This window comes from Enterococcus malodoratus ATCC 43197 (genome assembly GCF_000407185.1).
Lineage (GTDB): Bacteria > Bacillota > Bacilli > Lactobacillales > Enterococcaceae > Enterococcus_A > Enterococcus_A malodoratus.
On sequence record NZ_KE136481.1, the window covers coordinates 1,035,763 to 1,062,489 of the forward strand.

The 26,727-nt window shown below is 40.1% G+C and carries 27 protein-coding genes, 1 tRNA gene, 1 pseudogene and 1 riboswitch; of the genes and pseudogenes, 10 read left to right on the forward strand and 19 right to left on the reverse strand.

Annotated features, from left to right (window positions below; translation table 11 throughout):
- Window positions 1-123 precede the first annotated feature (123 nt).
- Genes I585_RS05115 through I585_RS05125 form a run of 3 tightly spaced genes read right to left on the reverse strand, consistent with a single transcriptional unit; the run spans window position 124 to window position 3,191 of the window.
- Window positions 124-1,428 carry an MFS transporter gene (locus tag I585_RS05115; RefSeq protein WP_010739974.1) on the reverse strand — a complete coding sequence of 435 codons (1,305 nt, stop codon included), beginning with the start codon at window positions 1,426-1,428 and terminating at the stop codon, window positions 124-126.
- Between the two features lie 38 nt (window positions 1,429-1,466).
- Window positions 1,467-2,318: a shikimate 5-dehydrogenase gene (locus I585_RS05120; RefSeq protein ID WP_010739975.1), complete on the reverse strand. Its 852-nt coding sequence runs from the start codon at window positions 2,316-2,318 to the stop codon at window positions 1,467-1,469.
- 18 nt (window positions 2,319-2,336) lie between these two features.
- Window positions 2,337-3,191 carry a sugar phosphate isomerase/epimerase family protein gene (locus I585_RS05125; RefSeq protein ID WP_010739976.1) on the reverse strand — a complete coding sequence of 285 codons (855 nt, stop codon included), beginning with the start codon at window positions 3,189-3,191 and terminating at the stop codon, window positions 2,337-2,339.
- 291 nt (window positions 3,192-3,482) lie between these two features.
- On the opposite strand from I585_RS05125, the gene I585_RS05130 reads away from it, so the two are divergent.
- Window positions 3,483-4,385, forward strand: a complete 903-nt coding sequence (locus tag I585_RS05130) for a LysR family transcriptional regulator (protein WP_010739977.1) — start codon at window positions 3,483-3,485, stop codon at window positions 4,383-4,385.
- 75 nt (window positions 4,386-4,460) lie between these two features.
- Here I585_RS05130 and aroD read toward each other — a convergent pair whose 3' ends face one another.
- Entirely contained in the window at window positions 4,461-5,207 is a 747-nt protein-coding gene (gene aroD / locus I585_RS05135) for a type I 3-dehydroquinate dehydratase (protein ID WP_010739978.1), read from the reverse strand.
- Window positions 5,208-5,228: 21 nt separating this feature from the next.
- Window positions 5,229-6,404, reverse strand: a complete 1,176-nt coding sequence (locus I585_RS05140) for a Gfo/Idh/MocA family protein (RefSeq protein ID WP_010739979.1) — start codon at window positions 6,402-6,404, stop codon at window positions 5,229-5,231.
- Window positions 6,405-6,548: 144 nt separating this feature from the next.
- On the opposite strand from I585_RS05140, the pseudogene I585_RS05145 reads away from it, so the two are divergent.
- Window positions 6,549-7,429: pseudogene (locus I585_RS05145) on the forward strand (LysR family transcriptional regulator).
- A 91-nt stretch (window positions 7,430-7,520) separates the two neighbouring features.
- Here I585_RS05145 and I585_RS05150 read toward each other — a convergent pair.
- Window positions 7,521-8,243: a hypothetical protein gene (locus I585_RS05150; protein ID WP_010739982.1), complete on the reverse strand. Its 723-nt coding sequence runs from the start codon at window positions 8,241-8,243 to the stop codon at window positions 7,521-7,523.
- Between the two features lie 178 nt (window positions 8,244-8,421).
- Window positions 8,422-8,518, forward strand: a riboswitch (THF riboswitch).
- 35 nt (window positions 8,519-8,553) lie between these two features.
- On the opposite strand from I585_RS05150, the gene I585_RS05155 reads away from it, so the two are divergent.
- Entirely contained in the window at window positions 8,554-9,084 is a 531-nt protein-coding gene (locus I585_RS05155; protein ID WP_010739983.1) for a folate family ECF transporter S component, read from the forward strand.
- A gap of 184 nt (window positions 9,085-9,268) precedes the next feature.
- Window positions 9,269-10,168, forward strand: coding sequence for a WaaS/CpsH family glycosyltransferase (locus I585_RS05160; RefSeq protein ID WP_010739984.1), 900 nt, complete (start codon window positions 9,269-9,271; stop codon window positions 10,166-10,168).
- Between the two features lie 66 nt (window positions 10,169-10,234).
- On the opposite strand, the gene I585_RS05165 is transcribed toward I585_RS05160, so the two are convergent.
- The 5 genes from I585_RS05165 to I585_RS05185 all read right to left on the reverse strand — a co-directional run bounded on the left by I585_RS05165 (window position 10,235) and on the right by I585_RS05185 (window position 14,255).
- Entirely contained in the window at window positions 10,235-10,987 is a 753-nt protein-coding gene (locus I585_RS05165) for a hypothetical protein (protein ID WP_010739985.1), read from the reverse strand.
- 155 nt (window positions 10,988-11,142) lie between these two features.
- Complete coding sequence (gene efp, locus I585_RS05170) at window positions 11,143-11,706, reverse strand: elongation factor P (protein ID WP_010739986.1); 564 nt, start codon at window positions 11,704-11,706, stop codon at window positions 11,143-11,145.
- 232 nt (window positions 11,707-11,938) lie between these two features.
- Window positions 11,939-12,571, reverse strand: a complete 633-nt coding sequence (locus I585_RS05175; protein WP_010739987.1) for a YczE/YyaS/YitT family protein — start codon at window positions 12,569-12,571, stop codon at window positions 11,939-11,941.
- 295 nt (window positions 12,572-12,866) lie between these two features.
- A complete protein-coding gene (locus tag I585_RS05180; RefSeq protein ID WP_010739988.1) occupies window positions 12,867-13,364 on the reverse strand; it encodes an HD domain-containing protein in 498 nt (165 codons plus the stop codon).
- 129 nt (window positions 13,365-13,493) lie between these two features.
- A complete protein-coding gene (locus I585_RS05185; RefSeq protein WP_010739989.1) occupies window positions 13,494-14,255 on the reverse strand; it encodes a TrmH family RNA methyltransferase in 762 nt (253 codons plus the stop codon).
- A 181-nt stretch (window positions 14,256-14,436) separates the two neighbouring features.
- Between I585_RS05185 and I585_RS05190 the strand changes: the two genes are divergently transcribed.
- The gene (locus tag I585_RS05190) at window positions 14,437-14,709 is read left to right on the forward strand and encodes an acylphosphatase (RefSeq protein WP_010739990.1); all 273 of its coding nucleotides are present in this window, start codon (window positions 14,437-14,439) and stop codon (window positions 14,707-14,709) included.
- A gap of 104 nt (window positions 14,710-14,813) precedes the next feature.
- The gene (yidC, locus tag I585_RS05195) at window positions 14,814-15,746 is read left to right on the forward strand and encodes a membrane protein insertase YidC (protein WP_010739991.1); all 933 of its coding nucleotides are present in this window, start codon (window positions 14,814-14,816) and stop codon (window positions 15,744-15,746) included.
- A gap of 51 nt (window positions 15,747-15,797) precedes the next feature.
- Here the strand turns inward: yidC and I585_RS05200 are convergent, their stop codons facing one another.
- The 8 genes from I585_RS05200 to I585_RS05235 all read right to left on the reverse strand — a co-directional run bounded on the left by I585_RS05200 (window position 15,798) and on the right by I585_RS05235 (window position 22,008).
- A complete protein-coding gene (locus tag I585_RS05200) occupies window positions 15,798-16,997 on the reverse strand; it encodes an ABC transporter permease (protein ID WP_010739992.1) in 1,200 nt (399 codons plus the stop codon).
- A complete protein-coding gene (locus I585_RS05205) occupies window positions 16,994-17,680 on the reverse strand; it encodes an ABC transporter ATP-binding protein (protein WP_010739993.1) in 687 nt (228 codons plus the stop codon). Before I585_RS05205 ends, I585_RS05200 begins: the two co-directional genes overlap by 4 nt.
- Window positions 17,681-18,898 (reverse strand): efflux RND transporter periplasmic adaptor subunit, encoded by a 1,218-nt coding sequence (locus tag I585_RS05210; protein WP_010739994.1) that lies wholly within the window; start codon window positions 18,896-18,898, stop codon window positions 17,681-17,683.
- Window positions 18,899-18,901: 3 nt separating this feature from the next.
- Window positions 18,902-19,375 carry a hypothetical protein gene (locus tag I585_RS05215; RefSeq protein ID WP_010739995.1) on the reverse strand — a complete coding sequence of 158 codons (474 nt, stop codon included), beginning with the start codon at window positions 19,373-19,375 and terminating at the stop codon, window positions 18,902-18,904.
- A 191-nt stretch (window positions 19,376-19,566) separates the two neighbouring features.
- Window positions 19,567-19,977 carry a hypothetical protein gene (locus I585_RS05220; protein ID WP_010739996.1) on the reverse strand — a complete coding sequence of 137 codons (411 nt, stop codon included), beginning with the start codon at window positions 19,975-19,977 and terminating at the stop codon, window positions 19,567-19,569.
- Between the two features lie 119 nt (window positions 19,978-20,096).
- A complete protein-coding gene (locus tag I585_RS05225; RefSeq protein WP_010739997.1) occupies window positions 20,097-20,555 on the reverse strand; it encodes a hypothetical protein in 459 nt (152 codons plus the stop codon).
- A 173-nt stretch (window positions 20,556-20,728) separates the two neighbouring features.
- Window positions 20,729-21,781 carry a 1-aminocyclopropane-1-carboxylate deaminase/D-cysteine desulfhydrase gene (locus I585_RS05230; RefSeq protein ID WP_010739998.1) on the reverse strand — a complete coding sequence of 351 codons (1,053 nt, stop codon included), beginning with the start codon at window positions 21,779-21,781 and terminating at the stop codon, window positions 20,729-20,731.
- Between the two features lie 155 nt (window positions 21,782-21,936).
- A tRNA-Glu gene (locus I585_RS05235) sits at window positions 21,937-22,008 on the reverse strand.
- Window positions 22,009-22,253: 245 nt separating this feature from the next.
- Here I585_RS05235 and I585_RS05240 point away from each other — a divergent pair.
- The 4 genes from I585_RS05240 to I585_RS05255 all read left to right on the forward strand — a co-directional run bounded on the left by I585_RS05240 (window position 22,254) and on the right by I585_RS05255 (window position 26,720).
- A complete protein-coding gene (locus I585_RS05240; protein ID WP_010739999.1) occupies window positions 22,254-22,883 on the forward strand; it encodes a helix-turn-helix transcriptional regulator in 630 nt (209 codons plus the stop codon).
- An 11-nt stretch (window positions 22,884-22,894) separates the two neighbouring features.
- Window positions 22,895-23,707 (forward strand): pyruvate, water dikinase regulatory protein, encoded by an 813-nt coding sequence (locus tag I585_RS05245; RefSeq protein WP_010740000.1) that lies wholly within the window; start codon window positions 22,895-22,897, stop codon window positions 23,705-23,707.
- Between the two features lie 76 nt (window positions 23,708-23,783).
- Window positions 23,784-25,736, forward strand: a complete 1,953-nt coding sequence (locus I585_RS05250; protein ID WP_010740001.1) for a fructose-1,6-bisphosphatase — start codon at window positions 23,784-23,786, stop codon at window positions 25,734-25,736.
- Window positions 25,737-25,778: 42 nt separating this feature from the next.
- The gene (locus I585_RS05255; RefSeq protein ID WP_010740002.1) at window positions 25,779-26,720 is read left to right on the forward strand and encodes an AEC family transporter; all 942 of its coding nucleotides are present in this window, start codon (window positions 25,779-25,781) and stop codon (window positions 26,718-26,720) included.
- Window positions 26,721-26,727 lie beyond the last annotated feature (7 nt).

Consider the following 26,727-nt stretch of genomic DNA (forward strand, 5'->3'; position numbering starts at 1 on the left):
GCATCCAGTTCCAAAAAAGCTATATCTGAAACTATTTTCTGTGCAACTCCATGATATGTAAACAAGGAGGAGACTGATTCTCAAAGAATCAATTCTACCTCCATAAAAATTATTTTGTTTCGTTTAATCCTGTAATTTGTTAAATGCGCTGTAGCCAAAGATTTTTTTATGTTGAAGAACTAAATAAGTCATCATAACGATTGAGATCACACCGAACATTAACAGCAAGCCCATCATAATGTAGACTGCTTGACCTTCACCAACTGATTTTGTCATGTAAGCCACAAAATAAGGTAAAGCAACGCTGGCAATACTCATCCACGTATAATAAATCCCTGTATTTCTACCTTTACGTCCTGGTGAAAACATTTGACGAACACTTAACCCTGCTTGTAAAGCACCACCTGCAGCGAAGAACCCTAAGCAGGCAATACTAATATAGATCACAGTCACATCATGGATCAGTAAAACCGCAACCAGTGGAATCGTCGTAAAGATCGCATCAATGAATAGAACTTTAACCGGGTTCCATCTTAACTTGCCCATCATGAAAGCCCAGAAAAGAACTGCTAGGATCGAACCAATCGTGTAGACCGAAGTTAAACTTGCCGCCTGCATTTCGGTCATTCCTACATTACTTAACCCATAAGCTTTTGTATACTGTTGACCGCCGTACATAATGAACATACAGACAAAGCCATAGAACATAGTAGTGAAATTAACCAATTTATTTGGCTGAACAAGCATTTTTGCTTTGGCGTCATCAATTTCTTTTTGAACCAAATCTTCTGATGATTCCAAAGCTGCTTCTACTGAAGAATCACTTTTCGCCTTTTTATTGGCCTTCATATCATCATCATAAGCAAACGGACAAAGAAGCGACATAATGACACAAATAAGTGCGAGTACTCCTGGAAGAATGATACTCAGTGAATTTTGTCCAGCGTCAGCAAAGCGAACAACCATTAATGGGAAGATCACTCCTGCGATCGATACAAATAGTTTAATTCCCAAAAGTGCTGAGGCCGCATATTTAGGCGCTGCTTCTTGCGCTGCTGGATACAAAGCCGCATCCCACATTCCTGAATTGGCGATCCCTACAACAAATGCAGCGACATATGCTACATAGACATTCGTTGATAACAAAAGAACAACAAAGAAAATGAAATAGATGATTGAACCGCCAACAGCTAAAACCTTACGACCAACCTTATCTGAAATCTCGCCGCCGATCCAAACAGAGATCAATTTCCCAAAACCTGTAAATGTGATAGCCATTGAGACCGCGGCTGCCCCCGCAGTCGCATCTGTAAAGCCCCATTTATCAAAAAAGTACGTGGCATTTTGACTCAAACTAAGTGTCTGCATACCATGAGTAAAATAGGCTAAGTATACAAAAATCAGCGATGGTAGATATTTTTTCCTCATATGATAATTACTCCTACTCGTTTATTTCGATCCAGTTGCTAGTTTTCTCTGGTTGGAAGTGCTTGGCCTGTGAAAATTTCGAATGCCGCTTTTCCTTGTCCCAATAGCATTCCTTCACCAGTCACCGTGGTGCAACCCTTTTCATCCGCATCCTTGATCAGCTGCGTTTTCGGCGGATTGTAGATCGCATCTGCAACGATCAACTCTTTATGAAGGACACTTGTATCGCTGATCGGTGTTTTGGTTGAACCAACACCCATACCAACGGTTGTTCCATTTACCAAAACATCCGCTTCAGCAAGTTTTGACTTCAATAGGTCTGCATCCAATAGATCATGGATCGCTACATTTAAGTCAGGATAGAATTTTTTGATGCGCTCAACTGTTTCTTCACCTTTTACGAAAAAATCGTCCTTGATATTAAAAATATCGATTGAAGCCGCTTCTTCGATCGCCAATTGAACTTGGATCGCTGTTGCGGCACCGCCTGTTCCCAGAACCACAAATTTTTTGTTCTTTGGATCAACGCCATGATTTTTTAAATTATCAACAAAACCGATACCGTCAGTGATATGTCCTGATAATTTTCCATCTTTATTTTGGAATGTATTAATCGCACCCACCATTTGCGCTGCTGGTGATAATTCATCCATGTATTTTGCAGCTTCACCTTTACAAGGCATCGTTACGTTTCCGCCAGGCATGTTGAATGTTCGAACGGACTGGAAGGCTTTTTCAACTTCCTCAATTTGGACATCAAAAGCCAAGTAGACTGCATCGATTCCAAGTTGTTCAAAACCGTAATTGTACATCGCTGGTGACCCCGAATGTCCGACGGGGCTGCCGATCAAACCATATAATTGAGTTTTTCCTGATACGCCTTCTAACATAATTTTATCCACCCTTTTTTAGTCTTCTAATAATTCCGGCCAAGCTTGCTTGATCACATCAATACTCGTGTCGTAATTCATTTGCGCTGATTTTTCATACCCTAAGCTTAGAATTGGATCAGAAATAACTTCTGTTCCCACCACTCGTGGTTTGATGCCGTGCTCCTTGATTGCTTTCAAGAACCCAACTGTATCGCCCCATCCTGTTCCTGGGCAAAGACGATCATGCATTGATTCTTCACGTAAAATCGTTTCTGGATAACGACGTTCTAATACATCACAGATTTGAACAGAAACAACTTTTTCAGCTGGCACCCCTTTTAAATCTTCGGCTAATGTTTCTGCCCGTGCCCAGTGCCACGTATCTAAGATTAACATGCCATTCTCACAGCCTGATTCTTTCACGATATTCCATGCACTAGCTAAATCTGGAACGCCGCTATAAGGCATGAATTCCAAACCAATCACTAATTCTTTTGCCCGTCCACATAATTCCTTAAAAGCTTGAATGTGGACTTCTGCTGGATATTTTTCCATCAGACCGCAGTTGATATGCCCTACACCGAACAGACGCGCCATATGATAAACAGTTTGTTCTTTGAATTGCTGTAATAACGTTTCTGGTGTTTCTTTCGTTTTATTCGGGTCAGCCCATAACGTGATGTATTCCACTTCGGTAACCTTCATATCGTTTTCTTCTAAGATCTCCAACATACGTTCATCTGAGTAGCCTTGCTTAATCGCCAGCATATAAGTTTCAGCGCGTAAGCCGATGCCGTCGAACCCTGCTGCTTTTGCAATTTTTACTCGTTCTTCAAAATCAATTTCCATACCTAAAGTATATGAGCTGATCGTTAATGGTACCTTTTTCATTTGTCTTCCTCCTAAAATCGTAGCCAATTTTCTTAAAGTTATTTTTTTCACATGAAGGGCTGCAGTCCCCTAAGTGGTCAAACTCTTTTTTGCCGTGAAAACCATACTCTTTATAATGTATCGGCTTTCACAATCAAATCTTGACTTTATTTTAACGTGGCGCTTTTCAAAATTCTAATTGGTTTTTATCGCAGAACCTATAGGTAAAAATAATAGGTTTTGCTATACTTATAGAAAGACTTTATGAACCTCGTTGGAAATCTATAAAACTTATGATTAGGAGTGATGCACATGAATCTGCAGCATTTGAAATACTTCGACGTTTTAGCCCGGGAACAGCACTACACCCGATCCAGTAAACTGCTAAATGTAACGCAGCCTAGTTTGAGTAATGCCATTGCTTCGCTGGAAGATGAATTGGGCATTACCCTATTCGAAAAAAAGGGCCGCAACGTTGTCTTGACTAAACCAGGGAAGATCTTTCAGGATTACGTCACACGGACTCTGGGAACCTTAGATGATGGAATCGAGACGATCACAAAAATCAGTAAAGGCAGCGGCTTTATCAGCTTCGCCTTCTTACCAGTACTGGGAACGACCTTCGTCCCAAAACTAGTTCGAGATTTTCACAACGCACATCAGGATCAAGAGATTCTTTTTGATTTTCATACCTCTTCTGGTGTCTCCAAAGAGATCGTTGATGGCATTAAAAATATGCATTACGATATCGGAATCGCTTCATATTTGCCAGATGAACCCAGCATTGAATTTCTACCGATCGCAAGTCAAGAATTAGTCGTGATCGCGCCATTGGATCATCCGTTGGCACAGTTCGATGCGATTTATTTGGAACAGACACAGCCTTACGAACAAATCGGCTTTAGTAAAAGCAGCGGTCTGCGCAACGTTATTGATGAAGTCTTCCAGAAAAATAATTGCAGCTACAATATCGTTTACGAAGTCACCGTGGATCAAGTCATCGCCGGTCTGGTCAGTCAGGGCTTTGGCATCGCAGTCGTGCCCAACATGTATATTCTGAAGCACTTGCCGCTGAAAACCATCCATCTAAAAAATGTCATGCTGGATCGCTCTTTCTATTTAGTCACCAATAAGGATGCTTATCTGACTCCTGCTGTGATCAATTTCAAAGAATTCGTCGTAGCACATTCGGATTCAAAAGAAATCGTCTATTAAAATCAAATAGCCATTAAAACTCACCCCCGCCAATAGTTGATTGACGGGGGTATATGAGATTGTTCTTCCGATTTTTTACAAGACAGAAAGAATGTTTTGCAACTCAGCTACCGAAACTTGTCCCGGTGCCGAAGCTTTTTTGGCCGCTCCAAACGTTGCTGCTGAACCGAAAGTCGCTCCGGAAACGCGGCTTATCACACCCAGTTCACCCATCGACATCGTAATCAAAGGTCGGTCAGCATACTGATGATACATTTCTTGAGTCGCATCCAGCAAAACGATCACGTCATGCGTTGTTTGCGGCATCACGGCGATTTTACAAATGTCCGCTCCTTTAGCCTGCATCATTTGCAAACGCTGAATGATCTCTTCCTTTGCAGGGGTTTGATCGAAATCATGATTGCACATAATAATTTTTTTGCCTTTTTCATGTGCGCATTCGATCAACTCCTTCACCCCTTTTTCAGGCATAAACAATTCCACATCTAATAAGTCGAATGTTCCCTGCTCCAAAAGAGTTTGGTACAGCTCAAAATATTTCTGATCCTCTAATGGACAAACGCCGCCTTCTTTAGCGGTTCTAAAAGTAATTAATAACGGTCTGCCTACAGCCGTGCGCACCTCTTTTGAGAATTCTGCTGTCTTTTCAAAATCTAAAATATCTTCAAAATGATCGATCCGCCATTCAACAATATCGCAATTACTTTGAACAGCGATTTCTGCTTCTTGTAAAACATCCGCTCTCGTTTTACCAACTAATGGAACGATGATTTTAGGCTGACCTTCACCAAGTGTCACATTTTCAATCGTTACAGTTTTCATATTTTATCTCCCATTTCTCTCTTAAAAATCGACTCTGCGTCCTTCTTCTGCTGACAAGTAGGCCGCGTAAATAATTTTAATCGTATCATAGGCTAGATTCAAATCAGAAAGCGGTTGGCGGTTTTCTGCCACACATTCCGCAAAATCCTGAAACTGAGCTAGATAGCCTCGAAGTGTTTCTTCCGCAACAAAAACTTTATTCCAACCAGTCTTATCTTGAAGCTGTTCGGAAATATACACATCCTCTAAATCATCCTGATCCAAGAAATAAGTCGACAAATTATCTGCTGGCGTAATGTTGTTCACTAACGCACTGTCGTTGGTGTACACTTCTACGTAGTTCTTAACCCCGCCTAAAGTATTATCATTCGAGATGGAGATTGCCTTTGTACCATCCGTAAACGTGATAACCACGGTTGCGAAATCTTCCGTATCGATTGATTTAGCCGGGAAATAGCGTTTGTCATGCTCATTTAAACTTGGTGCCAAGCGCCCCGTTTCCGCAACAACACTTTGTACAGCAATCTCTTCGCCACGCGCTTTTGCTTCTGCTTGTTTTAGGAAAAGCATACCGCCGATAGGATGACTGCCTAAACGAATCAAAGAACCGCCACCTGCTAGTGACCAATACGCTGATGCTGGTGAAGTCGAAGAACGAATACTTTCTTCACCTTTCATATACATGATCTTGCTTTTCTTCGCTTCGATCATTTCTGCTGAACGCAGGATATTTGGTGAATAAACATAATTCTCTGCGTACATAAACAAACGATCAGACGCTTCAAATTTTTGACGGCATTCATCAATGTCCGCTAATAATTTTTTGTACATTTTTGCTTTCGGTACATTTAAACCAATCTGCTCTTCATCGCCCTCTTCACCAAAGTAGCCTGTTAATGGTTTCTCACAAATGACATGTTTATTTGCATCTAATGCTTGATAACATAAATCCAAATGGGTTACTGGCGGTGTAATGATATCAACTACATCAACCTCAGGGTCTTCAAGTACTTGCTGATAAGTCGCAGCGACTCCTTCAATGATGTCCCATTTGTCACACAATTGTCGCGCACGTTCTTGATCATTATCAAAGACATATTTGATTCGTAAATTGACGCCGCTGACCTTATTGTAAGCATTCGTGTGAAAGTTGCCGGCAAAGCCCGCCCCAACAATAGCAATCGTTACATTTTTCATAGATAAATTCCTCCGTTTCGGATAATAAACCGTTTTCTTTTGATACCACTAACTATAGAAACTTTCGATTGTGAAAACAATCTCATTTGTGATTGATATTCATAACCAAAATGTTATACTTTTAAAAAAACGAAGGAGTGCTCTATGAATATTCAAAATATTGAAGCCTTTTGTCGCTTAGCTGAAGTGGAGCATTACGGTAAAGTGGCCGACGAATTAGGGATCGCCCAACCCTCATTAAGCCGGATGATTCGCCGGATTGAGGACGAAATTGGTGTGAATCTATTTAAGCCTAGCGGGCGTAATATCAAGCTGACAAAGATGGGAAAACTCTATTATCAAAAGGTTCGTAAAGGATTAGATGAGATTCAATCCGGTGCCGACACGATCAAAAATATCGTTGATCCTTATTATGGTTCGATTGATCTTGGCTTCATTTTCACCTTAGGCCCAGAGATCATTCCACAGCTATTGAAACAATTTCGCAGTGATCCAGAACGTGCCAATTACAAATTTAAATTTTGGCAAGGAAACACACCACGGCTCCTTGGTCACGTCAAACAAGAGACCTGCGACTTCTCAATTTGCTCATATTTGAACAATGAACCTGAAATCGAGTTCACTCATTTAATGGACCAGCCATTAGTGGCGATTGTGGCGAAGTCCCATCCTTATGCCAAAAAAAAAGTATTTCACTGGCCGAACTATCCGAAATTCCAATGATTCTCTGCCAAGACAAGACCTACTTTATCGAGAATCTTTTCAAAAAAGCCGGTTTGCCATTAAACATTTCCTGTCGCGTGGAAGAAGATCAAGCGTTGGCGGGATTAGTGTCGATCGATTTTGGCGGAGCGATCCTACCCTATAATAATTTGATGCCATTTCACGATATTGCGGTTCTGCCATTCGAAACACCAATGTATCGACCTGTTTATTTGGCCAAAAGAAAAGACATTCAGCTTTCGACGGGCCCTCAAGTTTTCGAGAAATTTTTAAAGGACAAAGAATTTTCTCTATCATTATGATTTTTACCTTTAACCAGACAAAAAGCTCCTTATAAAATGAAGTCAGATTTTTAGCTTTTCTGATTTCTTTTATAAGGAGTTTATTTAAACACTATTCAGCTAGAGCAGATTTTTCTTTGTCATCTAACTTCGAAGAATAAATCAAAAATTTGGTTACCTTTTGACAGTCATCCCACACGATTTCTGTAAAGCGGCGCGTCCCGTCCTTTTCAAAGATCGTCAGCTTCGTTAAGATTTCCAGCAATGAATAGAATTCTTCGTCTGATTTGCTGATATCCGCATGTCTAAAGGTCAAATTATGCTTTTTGCCATTGGCGTCCTCAAAAAAGGATTTATACAAAAAGGTGTAGCGATCTTTGTTGGCAAAAGCGTTCGCTTTGCGCTCTTCAGTATCGTTCTTCGTTATCATGGTTAAGATATCGTCAACGGTATCAAAAGTTGGTGCCGCTGCCGCACGCACAAGCTTTGTCAGCGCACGAATCGGTCTCGTTAATTCCGAAAATTCAGCCTTATGTTTGAACAACCGCTTTCGAACAACTTCCCAATCGCTATAATCAAAATAATCATAGAAATACAGACAATAATCCTGCATTTTCTTACTTGGTTCACCAATTAAAAATATTTCACGAATCAAGTCTTTACAAATAAACGAATAATCCTCCATCACAATCGCATTGCGTACTAAGACGGCCATTCCATATTCAAGTACCGCTTCTGAATCGTGTGTTTCTGCGTAGTACTGATTGATTCTCTTTTCAAGGTTCTCACGTTTCATTCTAAACAACTGTCTTTCATTCAAAGGTTTTACAGCCATGTCGGGACCTCTCTTCTTTATAACTTCTATAGTTCTATAGTACCTCTAAATGAGCCAAAAAATTACCCAAGATTTTTCATTTTGAGAAAAATACTCAATATTCATACGATTAAAATGAAAAGATTGTTAACTTGCTCGTTCTGTGCTACTATTTTTTCGGGGACTTCCCCAAAAATAAATCAGAGTAGGAAATAAAGCGTTAAGTGCTGGAAGGATGGGATGTTGTCTTCTGGACGAAAGACTTAGTCTGCGGTTTTATTTTCGCATTCGCTGCATGAAGATGTAGCAGCTCTATAAGGAGATGCTAGGAATGAAGAAACACCTCGATGCTAGAAGCATCACAACGATGGCGCTATTGATCGCCATGATGGTCACTTTGTCTCGAATATTAGGAATCGAGACGCAATTTGTCAAAGTCAGCTTTACCTTTATCCCAGAAATCATTATGGGAATGCTGTTTGGTCCGTTCTGGACTGGTATCGGCTCTGTGATCGCTGATTTTATTGGTATGTCGCTTTTTGCGAAGGCACCATTTTTTATCGGTTTTACCATCAATGCCTTTCTTGAAGGAGCGATCTACGGATACTTCTTTTATAAGAAAGAGATTACTTGGAAAAACTCGATCCAATCGGTGTTAGCCACGACAATTTTAATCAATTTGATCCTGACACCTCTTTGGCTGGCGATGATGTATCATGTGCCATTAAACAGCTGGGTGATCTGGGCACCGCGTTTGATCAAAACGGTGATTTGGATTCCGATCCAATCGATCATTACCTATTTCTTAGGCGGTATGTTGCCATACAAACAATGGATCTCACGATTTAATCGTGCCCATTAATCTTTTAGAAATCATTACGTTTGTGCGAAAGTAGTTATTCTTTTCACACCGTATATCCCTTTAGAGACTGTTCTATCCCATGAGCAGTCTCTTTTTTTGTGTTATTTTTCGCAAGCATAATAATCGCTATTCATTATCGAAAGCGCTATGCTTGGAAAAATTTAATACGAAAGCTGGGAGAAATATGAAAAATTCAGATGTTTTAGTAGTCCCTAAAGACCGTTCACTTTACTTTTTCCCTGCCATTTCTGAGATCACTGTTTGTTCAGGGAAAGAAATCCTTGCAGCAAGCAACGACCAATTACGACGATACTTGAAAGATTTTCAATTGATTATATTTTTAGATTTTGGCTTTGAAACAGAAATGGCGGCAAAAATCCGTCCGTTTACGAAAGCGAAAATTGTCCTATTTTTCTGGAATCACTTCAAATTAGAACACTACCGCAAATTGAATGCCGCTCAAAAAGAACCCGCAATTGACGAAATCTATCACTTTGACCCCTTGGAAGCCCGCGATCTAGGACTAAAACACAATAGCTCCTTTTACACTCAATCTGTTGGTGAACCCTTGCATAATACTGAATACGATATTTTCTTTGGTGCCAATGACAATGGCCGCAAGCAGCAAGCGATGGAGCTAAAAGGCCGCTTCGAGTCCCTTGGCCTCTCTACCTTCTATCACATTCTGCCAAAACGCGGCAATGAACAAGAAGGCTACCTGCCCTATGGCGACTATCTGAACTTAGTTAAGCGCAGTAAAGGAATCTTGGAAATATTACGTGCCGGACAATACGGTGTGACCCTGCGAACCTTTGAATCCCTGTTCTTACAAAAGAAACTCGTCACGGCAAATGAGATGCTGCCATTTTATCGGATGTATGATCCAAGAAACGTCTTCATGATCGAAACCGACCTCAGTCAATTGACGGCATTCCTGAATATCCCCTATCAACCAGCAGATCAAGCCATGCTCGATTTCTTCGAAGCCAAAAATTGGGTCAAACGATTTATCGATTACGATCCAAAACTTTTCGAAGAATTTGAATATTATCCAGAATTGATGAAGCATGAAAGTGCGTTGTAAACTATGATGATATCCAATAAAGAGTAAAAAAAGCAAAACTTTCAAATAGCGAAAGTTTTGCTTTTTTTAATATGACTCCAACGGAAACATCACCCACGGACTGCCGAATTTATACGTTAAATAGGAAACATAGTTTTCTAACTGCTTCTGCGCCATTCGGCCATTGACCTTCGTTCGATTCTCTTGAGCGACAAAATCTTTTGAAAACGAGAGCCAATTTGGATATTTTTCTTTTACAATCGGCAGTAATTCAGTAAAAATCTGCAATGCCTTTTCTTTTGGCACATCTTCAAACTGAACACCTGAAGTTATGAGAGAGGCCACCGCACTTAGCAGCCAAGCATCTAATAGAATGTCTAGCTCGTCATTTGCGGGCAGCTTTCTATCCTCCGAAAGTTCAACTTTCGCTAAAGCTTTCAAATCGATATTCGTATAATACAAGAATTCTTTTGCCATTATTAAGATCTCTTCGGGTCCGCTCACAGAAAAGCTTTCTTCAAGCTGTTTCTTAAGTGAAGCTAATTGTTCATCGGTAATGTAATCCTCCCCGCCAAAGGAAAATAATGGGAACGGCACAATATTTTCCTCTAACGATTCCTTGTCCTTTTTGAAAATCGTGAACCAGCTTTGTAGAGCAGATGCTCGAAAAGGAGCGGCTAATGAACAACCAAAGATTTCAATTTTTGATAACTCAGAAATTTTTCCTAATATTTCCGTCCGTTCTTGATCTTCTATACGTTCTTTCACCAACGCTTCCTGTTTCGCTTCTTCCCTGCCTTTATAGAAACTATCCTTTAGTTCTTGAATAAATTTGAACATTAGATTTCCGCCTCCTTGCTACTTACCCTATTTACATAAGTTTAGCATCCTCAGTAAAGTATTTTATGCGAAAATCTTTAGAAAAAATCTATTTTTCAAAATGAGATTATATGAAAAAAACACCATGATCCTTTGTGATCATGGTGTTTGCTATATTATTTATTCGCGCGTTTTTGGTACGTGCCTTCTGCCGTATTGATTTCCAGCGTTTCGCCTTCTTCAATAAAGTCAGGAACGTTCACGACTAGGCCAGTTTCCATTGTTGCGGGTTTCCCTGAGCCGGTTACTGTCGCACCTTTGATTGATGGTTGCGTTTCAACGACTTTCAAGACCACTGAACTTGGCAACATCACACCGATTACTTCGTCGCCGAAGAATTGGATTTTTACTTCCATGTTTTCAAGAATGAATTTCATTTCTTCTTGAACAGTAGCGATTGGAATTTCGTATTGTTCATATGTTTCTAAATCCATGAAAATAGCTACATCATCTTGGCTGTATAAATATTGAACAGGTTTTGTATCGATCATGGCTTTTTCAAATTTTTCGTCTGGACGGAATGTTGTGTCATACGTAGAACCTGAACGAACATCACGTAATTTCATACGCATAACTGTATTTCCTTTACCAGGTTTGTGGTGGCTAGCATCCAATACTTTGATTAATTTTCCGTCTTGAACAAAAGTCATACCTGCACGTAAATCACTTGCTGCAATCATTAATAAACACTCCTCGTTCTTATTAGATGAATTCATTTTTCTATAAGAAAAATAAATTTGATTCTCACATTGTATACCATCCAACGCAGTTGATTAGCAATCACTCACAAATGACTGGTGAAAGTTGGACAGACATTCTTCTACTATAAAATGAACCTTATTCATTGTAGCAAATAACCCTTATAGTTACTAGGGAAAAATAGTTATCACCCTGTAAAAAAAGGCATTTCGTCTATTTTGCCTCTCGAACGCGAAAAAATTTCATTGTTGGTAAATGGTTCAGAGTGAATTCCAATGAAGGACCCATTAACAACAAAACAATCAGTGTCCCAAAACCAATGTGGCCGCCCAATAAGAAGCCCGCCAAAAAGATAATGGCATCCAAAATAATCCGAGCAACTTTTACCGAGCTTTTCAACACACGTTTTAATAGAATCATCAGCGATTCATAAGCTGCTGAACCGGCATCTGCTAATAGATAGATTCCTGTTCCGATCCCGAAGACGATCGATCCCGCAATAATCGAAAGATAGCCTGTCCCGTTAGGAATCGTATGTAATATTCCCATCCAATCTAATATATTTAAACAAAAGCCTAGGCCAAAACTATTGATAATACTGCCAAAACCGATCATCTTACGGTCATAAAAGAAGATGATTACTAAAATAATCCCATTAAACAACATACTCACCGTGCCAAACTTCCAAGGCACATGCTGCAAAATTCCTAATACTAATGTACTGATAGCATCTGCGCCTAATCCACTGACCACGATCAATCGAACACCGATTGCAGCGATAAAGGTCCCCACGATGGCAAATAATAATTGCTTCGTTACATTTGGTTTGATAATGTCGCTCCTCACTTTCTTAACATTCAAAACTTACGGACATCAAAATTAGTAAACTGTTTTACTTAAAGGGCTTTCATAAAATAAAATTGTAAAAAGCGTAACTGGCAGCTTGCTCTATCTATGGAAATATTTTTCTAAAAACCAGAAAAATAGATTATTTTCGCTTCGCATACGATCCAACTATATCTTTAGATTAAAATTTCAACTCTACTAGTTAAACTTTCATTACGCTAAGTAAACTGCGAAAAGTTGGACTGACAAAACAAAGGCACCAAACATTTTTTGTTTGGTGCCTACAGTTGTTCTATTAGTTCCATTCTTTCTTTAGGCGTGCTTTGTAGGAATTGAATCTGTCTACTAATGGCACGGCGGCTTCTTTAATGGCGCAATATTTGTCGACCATGGTTACGATGTAGCCTTCCTTATATTTAGGAGGAGTAATTGTTGCACCCCACATATGTTTAATAATAATATCACGTTCAAGATCAGACAAGTCGGTGATTTTCTCTGCGTTTTTCACAGCGATCCGCGGATGCATGTAGGCATGCGAACCTTCATCGAACTTCGTTGTCCGCCAGTCATAGTAAAACAGATCATGCAGCAAACCTGCACGAGCGGTTGCTCTTGCATCGCCGTTAAATTGTTTTGCCAATTTGTAGCTATTATAAGAAACACTGATTGAGTGTTCCAAACGTGTAGAATTCATATGTTGAGTGTAATTTGCTAGTCTTTGTACTTCATCGGTAGCTAATAAATCTTCAATATAAGAAACGTATTCTTCATCGTCACGCCAGTTTTCTGTCATGGATATAAAGCCCCTTTTCCTTGTTTCTGTGGATAATTATAGCACGGCTTTGAAAACTTGAATAGGCTTCCATGAGTTTGTGAATAAAGTTTAACAGTTCCTTAATATCGATTACTAAATTGTGAAGACTTACTTAAGTAAATGGAACATTAGGACGCCAGCCGCAATCGCGACATTCAAAGATTCCGCTTGGCCCTTGATTGGGATGTAAAGATTTTGGTCAGTCATCGCCAATAATTCTGGCGATATCCCTTGTCCTTCGTTCCCCATTACTAAAGCAAAGTCGGACATTTTTTCTACTGAAAGATAATCCTTCGCCGTTTTGTCTAATGCGGTCCCTAACACAGGACTGTCTGTTTGCTGGAATTGCGGAATGATTTCTGCTAAGTCTCCTGCATTGACAGACAAATGATACAAGCTGCCTTGTGTGCTGCGCAACGTTTTTGGATTATATAGATCCGCACTGCCTTGTCCTAAAATGACACCTGAAAAGCCTGCTGCATCCGCTGTTCGAATCATTGTTCCAACATTCCCGGGATCTTGTACATTATCTAACAATAACCATGCACCTGTGAAGTCAGCCGTATCCTCCTTTGGCATCTCAGCAACAGCGATTATTCCCTGCGGAGTTGGTTGACTAGCTAGTGTCTTCAACACCTCATCAGAAACTAAGTAGTATTCTTCAAGGTTCTCTTCAATCCATTCAGTCCATTCATTTAAGCCACGTTGATTGATAAAGACTTCCTTTAAAAGGACGTTTGCTGCTTTGGCTTCCTGGATTAAATGAAAACCTTCCAACAAATAAGTTTGCGTTTGCTGGCGGTATTTTTTTTGTTGTAATTTTTTTGTTTCCTTTATAACAGTATTTTTAGTCGACTGAATTTCTTTCATTGTGTTCTCCTCACCCTTTTTAGACAGGTTTTGTAATTGTTCGGCTTCATTCACCGTAATCGGTCTTGTCATCATCGTTTTGCGACAACCTCGTTTGCCATTATAGCACGCGAATTCTTGTAACAACCAGAAAAACTCGCTATCATATAGAATAAGAAGAATAAAAATAGGAGGTTTTCTTATGAAGATGCATTTAAATGTTACTGGACGTGTTCAAGGCGTCGGCTTTCGATATACGACATATCAAATGGCGGTCGAGATCGGGCTGACTGGTACGGTGAAAAATGAAGACGATGGCAGCGTGACTATCGAAGCTGTTGGAACAAAAGAGCAAATGGAGCAATTTCTTACAAAACTCAAAAAACCACAAAACCCCTTCGCGAAAGTAAGCCATATTGAGCAATATGAAGACCCTACCATCAAAGACTACAATCAGTTCAATGTTGTCTATTAAAAAAATGACAAGGTTACCTGATTTTTCCGAATATCATTGAAAAGGCTTGAGTTATCTAGTATAGTATTTCCTGTATAAATTTTTATTAGCAGAGGACGAAATAAATGACAAAATTTAAAAACTGGCTTTTAGGCTCCGGCCTTTTGGGTGTCCTTTTACTCCTTTCAGGCTGTGTGCGATCGGATAAAAATGGGAACCCGGATACATCCGGACTTGTATACCGAATGCTTGTTGTTCCGTTGGAGAATTTTCTTAATTGGATGGTCAACAATTTCGACTGGTCGTATGGTTTAGCAATTATCGTTTTAACGATCATTGTTCGCTTGATTATCATGCCGTTAGGAATCAATCAATCGAAGAAATCATTAATTCAGTCTGAAAAAATGCAATCAATCAAACCACAAATTGATGCTGCTCAAGCCAAAGTGAAACAAGCGACAACGCAAGAAGAACAAATGGCGGCACAACAAGAAATGCAAGCTGTCTACAAAGAAAACAATGTCAGCATGATGGGCGGTATGGGTTGTTTACCATTGCTGATCCAAATGCCGATCTTCTCAGCTTTGTATTACACGGCGCGTTTCTCAGAAGGAATTCAACATTCAACCTTTATCGGTATTGACCTAGCGAAACCAAGCTACATTTTAGTGGCTGTTGTAGGGGTCGCTTACTTACTGCAAGGGTATATTTCATTGATTGGTGTCCCTGAAGAACAGAAGAAAACGATGCGCAGTATGATGATCGCTTCACCATTGATGATCGTCTTCATGTCCTTCACTTCACCAGCGGGCGTTGCCCTTTACTGGGTAGTCGGCGGGGTCTTCAGTTGTTTACAAACGTTTATTACAAATGTCTTGATGCGCCCTCGTATCAAAGCGCAGATCAAAGAGGAGCTTAAAAAGAATCCTCCAAAACAAGTCGTAACAAAACCAATCAAAAAAGCAGAACCGATCAAATCTGCTCCGAAGAACTTGAACAAACCAAAGAATAAAAACAATAACAACAGCGGTCGAAACGCTGGAAAACAACGTAAATAGTAAAATGAAAAACCATCGCCTGCGGGCGATGGTTTTTTTGTGTTATAGATTCTATCTTAAAATATCGATCAAATCTTTCTTGGCAGCTTCTGAGGCTGGCATGACTGAGAATATCAGGCCGATCCCGCTAGAAACTCCGACTGCTAAACAGACCGTGAATAAATCAACGGATACCGAAATATCCATCACATTCCCAATCGCATAAGCCACGATCATTCCTAGTAGATAGCCAATGATTCCTCCAACCAAGGTCAAAGTCATCCCTTCTAATAGGAATTGCATTCGAATCGCTCCTCGTGTCGCGCCTAATGCTCGGCGAATACCGATCTCCTTTGTTCGTTCGGATACAGAAATATACATCATGTTCATAACACCGACACCCGCGATAAACAACGAAATTCCCGCAACAGCACTGATGAATAATGTGATACTGCTTAACACTTCGCTGATCCCATCGGTCATCATCGCCATATTCGAAACTTGGTATTCTCCTTGCTGACGCATTGCTCCAGCCGATTCCAATTTCTTGATCGCTTTATCAGCGACCTTATTCAACTTGCTGCCATCCGCTAATGTCAGAACAACCGAACTGGTATCCTGTTCATTGCCAAAGAAATGGATATACGTTTGACGCGGCAGCAAAATCTTCGTCGTGCCCTGCGAAAACATGGTTTCTTCGGCACCCGCTGGAAACACACCAATGATCGTAAAGACTTGTTTGTCTAATTCAAAACCACGACCGACCGCACCTTTGGCTGATCCATACAGATCCTTTGCCAATGAAGCGTCAATCGTCACGACTTTATTTTGAGTTTGATTATCGTAAGCACTGATCGCTCGACCGTAGCTTACTGCTTCCCCGCTCTTCGATACGACCCCTACTCGATAATTTTTCGTTTTATCTTTTACTTTGATTTCTTTATAGATATACGATAAATCATTTTTAGGATACGAAACAGCTTCGACCCCTTCAACATTTTTTAGCAAACTGAAATCAGAGGCCTGAATCATATCAACGTTGGAATAATACAACGCATCATTGCCGGGAACGAAATTGATATCGACTTCCAGCTTGTCTGACTCTTCAGCAGTCAGACTCTCGATCGTGTCTCGTTCAAACCCGCGGCCGATCGACAAAATAGCAATTACGGCCGCAATCCCAATAATGATCCCAAACATCGTTAAAGCGCTGCGTTTTTTGTTTTTGAAAATCGATCCAATAGATGAGCGCCAATTTACATAGAATTTCATTCTTCGATCACCGCCCTATCTTCCGTGATCGCGCCATCCCTGATCCTGACCAGGCGGGTGCAGTAAGGAACGACTTCAGGGTCATGGGTCACTAGAAAGATCGTCGCATGGTCACGGTGGTTTAACTCTTTGAACAACTCCATGATCTCATTTGACGTATGGGTATCCAATGCCCCGGTTGGTTCATCCGCGATAATGAATTTCGGCTGATTGATCAACGCCCGAGCAATAGCGACCCGCTGCTGCTGTCCACCAGAAAGTTGCCGCGGGTGTTTCTCGGCTTTATCCGCGATCCCAACTTTTTCTAAAGCAGACATGACTTTTTCTTTGGTTTGATGGAAGCCGTACCCGTTGTAAAGCAGCGGCAATTCCACATTTTCATAGACCGTATAATTTTCGATCAAACTGAAATTCTGGAAGACAAAGCCAACCATTTCATTCCGCGTTTGGGAGAGACGATCATCAGTAGTGGTGACTAAATTTTCATCTTCAAATAAATATTCGCCCTCAAATTTCGTATCAATGAAGCCCAATAGATTAATCAATGTCGATTTACCCGAACCGGATGGACCCATGACCGCGATCATCTCACCGGCATCGGCTTTTAGATTGATATCCTTTAAGACATGCAGCGATTCTTCATCGTTGCGGTAGTACTTGTTGATATTTTTTAGTTCGATCATTTAATCCACCGCCAATTCCTGACCATCTCGTAATGATTTATCAGGATTTGAAATAATCCGATCGCCGTCTTTCAGACCATCCTTCAAAAGGAAATAGTCCCCCTTATCTTCTGCTTGAATCGTCACTTCGCGAACTTTTCCTTTACGGTAAGCAAAGACATAATGGGTATCCCCTGTTTTCTTGACGGCCTTTTTTGGTATCCGAATCTCATCCAACGGCAGAACGACTTGGACATTGTAGCCATATTGCAGCTCTTCTGCTGGTTTCACAATAAAACTATAGTTAGAGACTGAGCTTGTCGCAGCAGCTCCTGCCGCTCCAGCTTGGCCTGCAGCTTCACTTGCTTGATCCGGTAACTTGTTGACATGGGTGATCGTTCCGGCGATCTCTTGATTAGTAGTAATCGGTTTGATCGTCACGGCCGCATCTTGATGCACTTGCGGATAGTCATATTCAGAAGCCTTCGCCTCGACTGTTACTTCGTTGCTGACAATTTTTACAGCGGGAACTGAAGGATCGTTCTTACCTTTTTCATTGATATAGGCGATTCCTTTTGTCGCGCTGGCGATCGTTGAGCTGACTTTTCCACGAATTGTGTTGACACTTTGATTCGCGGCGCTTAACTCCACATTGGCACTTTCAAGTGCTTGACGCGCTTGCACAACTGCATCGCTGGCAGCATCTAAACTGCTTTCATACTGTGTTTTTTCCTGATTGTATTGTTCTTTTTTAGCGGCGCCTTCTTCACTATTTTCATTCGTATTATTATAGTTTGTAATGGCATCGTTCAATTTCTGCTGCTCTTTGGCTTGTTTATCTTGGGCCAATGCCAATGTTTCTCTCGCATTTGCTACCGCTAGATTTAACTTATCCAAATTTGTACTCTGTTCATCGGCCTGCGCTTGGTATTCTGTGTTGGTATAGCTTAACAGCACTGTACCTTCTGCAACCTCTTGACCATCTTGAACATTGATTTCAGATATTTTTCCCAATGTTTGATCCAAATAATAATCCTGCGTATTCGTTGCCTGAACGACTCCGTTAAACGTTAACGGATCAGATTTTTTCAAGGTAACCGTTTGGTATTTGTTTTCTTTTGCTGTATTTGTCCTCATTTGTGAATAAACAAAAACACCGATCAGCAATAGTAACGCCAGAACTCCTGCAATAATGCTCCAACGGATCTTTTGTTTTTTCGTCATTTTTTTCTTTTTCATTGACTACTCCTCTGGCTCTGCTTTAAATAAGTGGACGATGACAAGAATAGCGGGAATCAAGAAAATCACTTGGAACACAATCCCAATGATTGCCGTCACAAGCGTAAAATCCATTCCTTCCATCTGCATCTTCGGCTGCATCATCAAATTGATGACTAACCCCAACATACTCCAACCAATATAAACGTAATAAGGAACCTTTGTCGGCGCAATCTCATCTGCCAATTTCTTATTCGCTCTAAAATAGAAAACTAATAAAGCAATCGTAATAACTAAAGATAAGACAGATATAATTTTGGTTATGGGGCTGTTTAGATAATCAAACATTTGCTGACCATAATCCCCCAACATTTTATAGTCACTCATTTTAGGATTTAGAGACTTAGGTAAGCCCGCCAACCCAGTTACGACTGAAATTAGTGTTAATACAATTAAAACCATATTCCACGTTTTTGCCTTTTTCAAATGCTTCTCCATCTAATCACTCCAACTCAACTATTTTCATTATTCTATGAAAAATAATGCAACAACCCTAAGAAAACGTTTCATAAAATAATTCTCATTATACTACTAAGTTTGGTCACTTTTGAAGGGTGATCGTAAAAAAGAGCTTTTTTGTCTTAAACGTGGTAAATCCTAAACATCAACGAATAAAGACGTTTATTTAATTAATAGTTATATATAGTTGTCATTGATACAATTAGGAAAATGTATATTATGATTAATAAAATATATCTCTTCTTCATTAAGCCAAAGTGATAGCGCCGAATCATGTAAGTAAGCCCAAAAACTGAACAATTAAAGAAAAAACTGTCAATATGAGAACGGGAGCCAGTAACCAGAGAATCAGAGGATATTAGAGATTGAAATCCGATAGGCATGATTAATACTAAAATTAACTGTGTTAGATTCACAATCATGATAATAATCATACTCATAGCAAATGAATCAATAACCACTCTCTTCTCCAACTCATCGTAACGTTTGAAATTCACTAAAAATTTTAAAACCAAAAAAATACCGATAAATGAATACAAAGACACCCCTGTAAACAAAACCATACGAATTATTCTTAACATATCTAACTCCTCCAACTTTACTCTCTCTTTTACAAGAGGTGGTCTGCAACCTAAAGTTTTATTATAATTTCAACTCACATTGCACTCTTTCAATGATGATTACCTAAAAGAATTATTTATCATCCCCCTAAAAGAAATGGCACAAGAGTACATAACATTGAAACAGCTAATATAGGTAAAAGACTTTTTCTAACAAAAATATTCTTAGAGAATCCCCCATACTGAACTTGTTTGATCCTATAGATGAATCCAATCAGTGCACAATAAAACCAAATATAATGCACATCAAAAGTTGCGTGACCAATTATCGCAACAATATATTGATCTCTTGACCAAAAGTTTTGAAGTAATTCTGCGGATACAATGGTCGGGAGCTTCCAGCGAACAATACTCAAGATTATAACCAGTCCCACACCGGTCAATACTGTTTCTAAAATAATCTTTCTTTCAAATTCATTACTAGTATGCTGCTTAATCGAACTCCTGAGCGTCGAAAGAAAAGGAATAATCGAACTCAATCCTAAAAAGAAAATCGTAAAACCTATAATATTTATTATGCACTTCACAATCACTTCCATTTTGTCTTCTCCTCCAATTAGTAAATTTCTTGTACAGCTATTCCCTAACGTAAAGATATCTTTACTAAATTTTATCACTCGATTTTATCTATGTAAAGATATCTTTACAAAAAAAGCAGACCACTAACAAATGTCAGTGGTCTAAATCTATTATTAAGGCCTCCTTGAAAGAATCAACTATCCAACAGATTACCCAAAATTTCTTTTTCTGCAAACAAAGCCGTAGCACCGCCTGTATGCAGAAATATCACCGAACTATTTTGTGGGATAATCCCTTTTCTGATATAGTCCAACATTCCGGCAAAGGCTTTGCCTGTATAGACTGGATCTAAAAACAACCCTTCTTCTCTTGCCAATAGACGAATTGCATCATTTGCCGCATCGCTGGGCATTTCATAGCCGGGCAAATAATAATTATTGTCATGTTCAAAATCATCGACTGTCAGCTGTTCACTGACGCCTAACTGCTCTAAACTTTTATTTCCCAAGGCAGCCGAATTCTCTAAGTAACTTGCATCATGACCAATCACGTCAAAAGAAAGAATTCGCATGGGATGATCCAACAATTTTTTTCCGGCAACTAAACCCGCCATCGTACCGCCCGAACCGGTCGCATGGACTAAATAATCAAATTGTTGATCGCACGCCGCAGCTTGTTCTGCCAGTTCCACAAAACCATCAATAAAACCAGTTGTACCAATCGGACTGGCACCACCCATTGGAATTTCGCAGCATTTATGTCCCTCTTCAATTAGTCGCGCCATATGCTCTCGAGCTAATTTGACTGAACGCGCATCAACTTCGGCATCTGATTCCCCTGGATTTTTTAAGATGACATGAACCTCTACACCTAAAATTCTATCCAGCAGCAGATTACTCCGAAGATCATTTTCATCTGGTTCAACGTAAGCAACGAGATACAAAACCGGTGTCAAACCTTCTTTTCGACAGGCTTCTACCGTTTGCATCGCATGATTGGATTGTGTCGCGCCAAACGTAAAAATATATTCAGCCCCTTGTTCCTTCGCGTCTCCAATCAAATACTCAAGCTTTCGAATTTTGTTCCCGCCAAACAGGCTTTGCCCAGAAAAATCTTCCCGCTTGATAAACAGAGTAACACCTAACTGTTTAGATAGATTCTTCAATTGATAAAACGGTGTGGGATAAAAACCTAAATCTGCCTTCGGCTTTTGCTGCAGCAATTGCTTTACACTCGTGGATTCCATTACGCTCCTCCTTACTTAATACCTTATACCTCTCAGTATATAGTACCTATCCTCACAAGTGCACACTGATTTCGACTCTTCTTAATTGAACGTATTCGCAAAAAAAGCCGCTCGACCAGTAAATCATACTGATCGAACGACTCTTTTTTTCATTATAACCCGTACGGGATTTGAACCCGTGCCTCCGCGCTGAGAACGCGGCGTCTTGACCCCTTGACTAACGGGTTGTGCTTTTCTCAACAAAAAGAATTATACTGCTAAATTATTTTTTTAGAAAGTATTTACACTCTGTTTTTGCAATTTATTAAATATGTGTTTATTTAATCGTTCATGTTGTTTATATAGTTATTACGTGTATAATAGGGTGTGTATTCAAGTCATTCATTTTTAGTATTACCCTCTGAATGGCCCATGAAAGACAATCAAATTCATTTTTTCTCAAAGAAAAAAGAATGCATTACTAGGAGGACTTATGAATCTATCACAAAGGCAAGAGAAAATCATCGAGATCGTCAAACGCGATCAACCACTGAGTGGCGAGAAAATCGCTGACCACTTAGGAATTTCGCATGCTACTTTACGAACCGACCTCTCCTTCTTAACAATGGCAGGTATTTTGGAAGCAAGTCCCAAAGTCGGCTACACCTATACGGGTGTGGGAATCGAACAGTTCCTGTTTGATAAAATCTTTTCCGTCAAAGTTGAAGAGATTATGCTGTCTCCGCTGCTAACACCGCAAGACACCTCCATACATGATGCGATCACCAACATGTTTATGTACGATGTCGGCTCCATCTATGTGACAGATAAGGAACAGCACTTGGTGGGACTATTGTCGCGCAAGGACCTATTGCGTGCATCCTTAAACAGTAATTTGCAAAGTACGCCGGTTGCGGTCGTTATGACCCGTGCCCCGCATCTGCAAACGTGTACGAAGGATTACACTATTTTAGAAGCTGGAGCAGTGTTACTTGATTATCAAGTGGACTCACTGCCCGTAGTCAGCGAAGACGATCCGAAAAAAGTGATTGGAAAAATTACGAAATCACGGATTTTTAATTATATCATGCAGCAAGCAAAACAAACTGAAACCAATCGATAGGAGCGAAAAAAATGAAAAGAAGTGTACCATTATACATGATCTCTGATTCAGTCGGTGAAACCTCTCTTAAATTAGTGAATGCCGCCGCAGCGCAATTTCCTACAGTAAATTTTGATTTGTCGTATCGTTTTCCTTTCACTAAAGATGAGGAAGAATTAAAAAGCATTCTAGGCGATGCGTTAAAGGACAGCGCGGTTGTAGTAACGACCTTGGTCAGCGACAACTTAACCAAAATCGTCGAAGACTTCGGTGATCGGACAGGCCTGCAATACATTAATTTAATGAGCCACTTCATGGATATCGTTCATCAAAAAACCGGTGTTGCCCCTTTGCAGCAAGCTGGTGTCGTTCATAAATTGAATCAGGAATATTTTGATCGTGTTGCTGCCATCGAATTCGCAGTGAAATACGATGATGGAAAAGATGCGAAGGGATTTTTAGAAGCGGATCTTGTTTTATTAGGTATTTCTCGTACTTCTAAAACTCCATTAAGCATGTATTTAGCAAACAATCGGTTGAAAGTAGCAAACCTGCCATTGATTCCGGAAGTTCCTTTACCTGAACAAATCAAAAAAGTTCCGAAAGAAAAAATCATCGGTTTGGTGATCGAGCCGGAAGTTCAGAAAAAAATCCGCATGAGTCGTTTAAACTCTTTGGGATTGGCTGAAAACTCTCGTTATTCAGATATCAATCGCATCAAAGAAGAAGTGGATTACGCGTTAGGCGTTTATGACGATTTAGGTGCTTTTACTCTAGATGTCACCAATAAATCGATCGAAGAATCAGCGACCCTGATCTGCGAACACTTAGATAACTGCTTATAAAATTTCTTTCTATAAAGATCCAAATGATTTTTTCACCAGAAGAATGGATTCATTACTATGAATAAGGAGCGCATTTATGCTATCAACCCGTGAAAAATACTATCAAATGTTGGAAAAAGAATTTAGTACCAAGGAGGCGATCATGACTGAATTGATTAACTTGGAAGCCATCATGCATCTGCCCAAAGGAACCGAACTTTACATCAGTGATATTCACGGGGAGTTCTCTGCCTTTGATCATATTTTGCGGACTGGTGCTGGTAACATTAAAGAAAAAATCAGTTTACTCTTCGGCGACCGTTTGACAGAACATGAAAAGGATAAGCTGACAATCCTTGTTGCCTATCCGCAAGAATCGTTGGATGACAAAGATTTTTATGCCTATCGTGATTGTTCTTGGTACCGCAAAAAGATTCGCCAGCTGTTAGAGCTGCTGGCTTTTTGTTCAACCAAATATACTCGTTCAAAGGTTCGGAAGGTTTTACCGAAACAATACGCGTATATCATAGAAGAATTAATGTATACGGATACGAACTATTCAGATAAAGCGGCTTACTTCGATCAAATTTTGACCCATCTTTTAGATTTAGAACAAGGCAAGCCGTTTATTATTGCCTTGTGTCAAAGCATTCAACGTTTAGTCGTTGACCATCTCCACGTTGTCGGCGATATCTATGATCGTGGGCCTGAAGCCGATAAAATCATGGATAAGCTCTGTCAGCACCCTTCTGTCGATATTCAGTGGGGAAATCACGACATCTTATGGATGGGCGCTTACGCAGGTTCTCGAGCTTGTCTGATGACTTTGCTGCGGATCGCTGCACGCTACAATTACCTTTACGAGATCGAACAGGCTTATGCCTTGAACCTTCGTCCACTCTTCATGTATGCGGAGGAGCATTATCAAAAAAATTCGATTTTTACACCAAAGGAAAAAAATAGCAGTGAAAGTTATTCCATCGAAAGCTTAGACAGCTTGGAAAAAGTCCATCAGGCGTTGTCGATCCTGCAATTTAAACTAGAGGGTCAATTGATTAAGCGGCACCCTGATTTCCAAATGGAGGATCGTTTATTATTTGAAAAGATTAATTTCGACAAAGATACGATTCGCCTTGCCGGAAAAGATTATCCTTTACAGGGCAGCTGTTTCCAGACCTTGCAAAACGATGTTCACGCGCTAACAGAGCAAGAAGAATATGTGGTGGACATGTTATTGGCTTCCTTCCAGCAATCAGCACAGATGCAGGAACACATGCAGCTGCTTTTGGATAAGGGATCGATGTACCTGGTCTACAACCAGCATCTGCTATTCCATGGCTGTCTGCCGCTGAAAGCTGACGGCAGTTTTCTTCCGCTAAATGCTGATGGCAAGGATTATGCCGGAAAAGATTTATTGAACTTCTTTGAAGAACAGATTCGCTCTGGCTGTCAGAGTCAGAACAAAGATAGTTCCGCAGCCGATTGGATCTGGTATTGCTGGACCGGGAAAATTTCACCGCAGTTTGGTAAAAGCGCAATGACGACTTTCGAACGTTATTTCATTGCCGACAAGAAGACCCATAAAGAAATTAAAAATCCTTATTACCAGTTTCGCGATACCCATGAGACCTGCCAAATGATCTTAGAAGAATTTGCCTTATACTCGCCAAATTCACGAATCATTAATGGGCACACTCCCGTGAAGGTCAAAAGCGGCGAATCGCCGATCAAAGGTGAAGGCATGCTGTTTGTCATTGATGGCGGACTTTCTAAGGCCTATCAAAAAACCACCGGTATCGCTGGCTACTCGCTGCTGAATAATTCTTACGGATTCCAGCTTGTTACCCATGATCCATTTGAATCTATTGAAAACTTATTAGACAAGCAAGCTGATGAAACTTCCTTGAAACGCGTAATCGATAAAGACTTGAAACGAATCCTGATTAAGGACACGACAATCGGCGATAGTCTCGAAGAACAGATCGAAAATTTAACCGGTTTGTTAAATTACCAAGATAAAAACGAAAACACGGGTGTCATCAACAATTGATGACACTCGCTTTTTTCTGTATAGTAGTTTCGAGGTGAAAAAATGGTTTCCGCATATATCAATATCTTTTTTATTTTTGTTTTAATGTTCATCGGCTATCTGCTGACCTACAAACAATGGTTTTCCAATCAAATCGGGGATGCTTTCTCCAAACTGGTCTTGCAGATCGCCTTACCATGCAATATGTTTCTGACGATCACTAAAAATTTTTCTCGCTCAGAATTCCTGCAGTTAGTCGGCGGGATGGTCATTCCGTTGATCTCTATGCTGCTGACCTTTGTCATCAGCTTTGCTTATCAGCGCATTTTTAAAATTACTCCGACACGCAAAGGAATTTTCTCGACGATGTTTACGTGCTCCAATACAATCTTTATTGGGTTGCCGATCAACTTGGCGATTTTCGGAGAACGGGCAGTCCCTTATGTATTGCTTTATTACATCGTCAATACGACGATCTTTTGGACGTTGGGCATTTATTTCATCGCTCGTGATAACCCTAAGATCGAACAGGCAACAGTCAATTTTCATTTATTGCCGATTCTGAAAAAGATTTTTTCTCCAGCACTATTAGGTTTTTTAATTGGTTTATGTGCGGTTCTAGTTAACTTCACTGTTCCAGACTCGATCGCAACCTTCCTGAGTTATCTTGCGAACTTGACCACACCCTTATCGATGTTCGTCATTGGCATTATCGTTTACAATGTGGGGATCAAAAATCTAACGTTGAATAAAGATATTGTCGGTGTGATTATTGGTCGTTATGTCCTTTCCCCCTTGATCGTCTGGTTATTAGGACAATGGATCAGCGTACCGCCATTGATGCTGTCAGTTTTTATTATTCAATCAGCGATGCCTGTCCAAAATTCTGTGCCGATCTTGGCCCGTTCTTATGAGGCTGACCAGCAATTCGCGGCTTCCGCTTTAGGTTATTCTGTCCTGCTTTATCTTGCCTATATTCCGCTATTATTAAAATTGATACTATAAAAGCCTT

Bases quoted from the DNA above. Each gene is read 5' to 3' on its own strand.
- I585_RS05205 (WP_010739993.1), bottom strand. From the start codon at position 17,680: ATGATCGAACTAAAAAATATCAACAAGTACTACCGCAACGATGAAGAA.
- I585_RS05245 (WP_010740000.1), top strand. From the start codon at position 22,895: ATGAAAAGAAGTGTACCATTATACATGATCTCTGATTCAGTCGGTGAA.
- I585_RS05230 (WP_010739998.1), bottom strand. From the start codon at position 21,781: ATGGAATCCACGAGTGTAAAGCAATTGCTGCAGCAAAAGCCGAAGGCA.
- I585_RS05255 (WP_010740002.1), top strand. From the start codon at position 25,779: ATGGTTTCCGCATATATCAATATCTTTTTTATTTTTGTTTTAATGTTC.
- I585_RS05120 (WP_010739975.1), bottom strand. From the start codon at position 2,318: ATGTTAGAAGGCGTATCAGGAAAAACTCAATTATATGGTTTGATCGGC.
- I585_RS05130 (WP_010739977.1), top strand. From the start codon at position 3,483: ATGAATCTGCAGCATTTGAAATACTTCGACGTTTTAGCCCGGGAACAG.
- I585_RS05210 (WP_010739994.1), bottom strand. From the start codon at position 18,898: ATGAAAAAGAAAAAAATGACGAAAAAACAAAAGATCCGTTGGAGCATT.
- I585_RS05220 (WP_010739996.1), bottom strand. From the start codon at position 19,977: ATGTTAAGAATAATTCGTATGGTTTTGTTTACAGGGGTGTCTTTGTAT.
- I585_RS05250 (WP_010740001.1), top strand. From the start codon at position 23,784: ATGCTATCAACCCGTGAAAAATACTATCAAATGTTGGAAAAAGAATTT.
- I585_RS05150 (WP_010739982.1), bottom strand. From the start codon at position 8,243: ATGGCTGTAAAACCTTTGAATGAAAGACAGTTGTTTAGAATGAAACGT.
- I585_RS05215 (WP_010739995.1), bottom strand. From the start codon at position 19,375: ATGGAGAAGCATTTGAAAAAGGCAAAAACGTGGAATATGGTTTTAATT.
- aroD (WP_010739978.1), bottom strand. From the start codon at position 5,207: ATGAAAACTGTAACGATTGAAAATGTGACACTTGGTGAAGGTCAGCCT.
- I585_RS05140 (WP_010739979.1), bottom strand. From the start codon at position 6,404: ATGAAAAATGTAACGATTGCTATTGTTGGGGCGGGCTTTGCCGGCAAC.
- I585_RS05115 (WP_010739974.1), bottom strand. From the start codon at position 1,428: ATGAGGAAAAAATATCTACCATCGCTGATTTTTGTATACTTAGCCTAT.
- I585_RS05180 (WP_010739988.1), bottom strand. From the start codon at position 13,364: ATGACAGAAAACTGGCGTGACGATGAAGAATACGTTTCTTATATTGAA.
- I585_RS05160 (WP_010739984.1), top strand. From the start codon at position 9,269: ATGAAAAATTCAGATGTTTTAGTAGTCCCTAAAGACCGTTCACTTTAC.
- I585_RS05165 (WP_010739985.1), bottom strand. From the start codon at position 10,987: ATGTTCAAATTTATTCAAGAACTAAAGGATAGTTTCTATAAAGGCAGG.
- I585_RS05225 (WP_010739997.1), bottom strand. From the start codon at position 20,555: ATGGAAGTGATTGTGAAGTGCATAATAAATATTATAGGTTTTACGATT.
- yidC (WP_010739991.1), top strand. From the start codon at position 14,814: ATGACAAAATTTAAAAACTGGCTTTTAGGCTCCGGCCTTTTGGGTGTC.
- I585_RS05155 (WP_010739983.1), top strand. From the start codon at position 8,554: ATGAAGAAACACCTCGATGCTAGAAGCATCACAACGATGGCGCTATTG.
- I585_RS05185 (WP_010739989.1), bottom strand. From the start codon at position 14,255: ATGAAAGAAATTCAGTCGACTAAAAATACTGTTATAAAGGAAACAAAA.
- I585_RS05125 (WP_010739976.1), bottom strand. From the start codon at position 3,191: ATGAAAAAGGTACCATTAACGATCAGCTCATATACTTTAGGTATGGAA.
- I585_RS05190 (WP_010739990.1), top strand. From the start codon at position 14,437: ATGAAGATGCATTTAAATGTTACTGGACGTGTTCAAGGCGTCGGCTTT.
- efp (WP_010739986.1), bottom strand. From the start codon at position 11,706: ATGATTGCAGCAAGTGATTTACGTGCAGGTATGACTTTTGTTCAAGAC.
- I585_RS05200 (WP_010739992.1), bottom strand. From the start codon at position 16,997: ATGAAATTCTATGTAAATTGGCGCTCATCTATTGGATCGATTTTCAAA.
- I585_RS05240 (WP_010739999.1), top strand. From the start codon at position 22,254: ATGAATCTATCACAAAGGCAAGAGAAAATCATCGAGATCGTCAAACGC.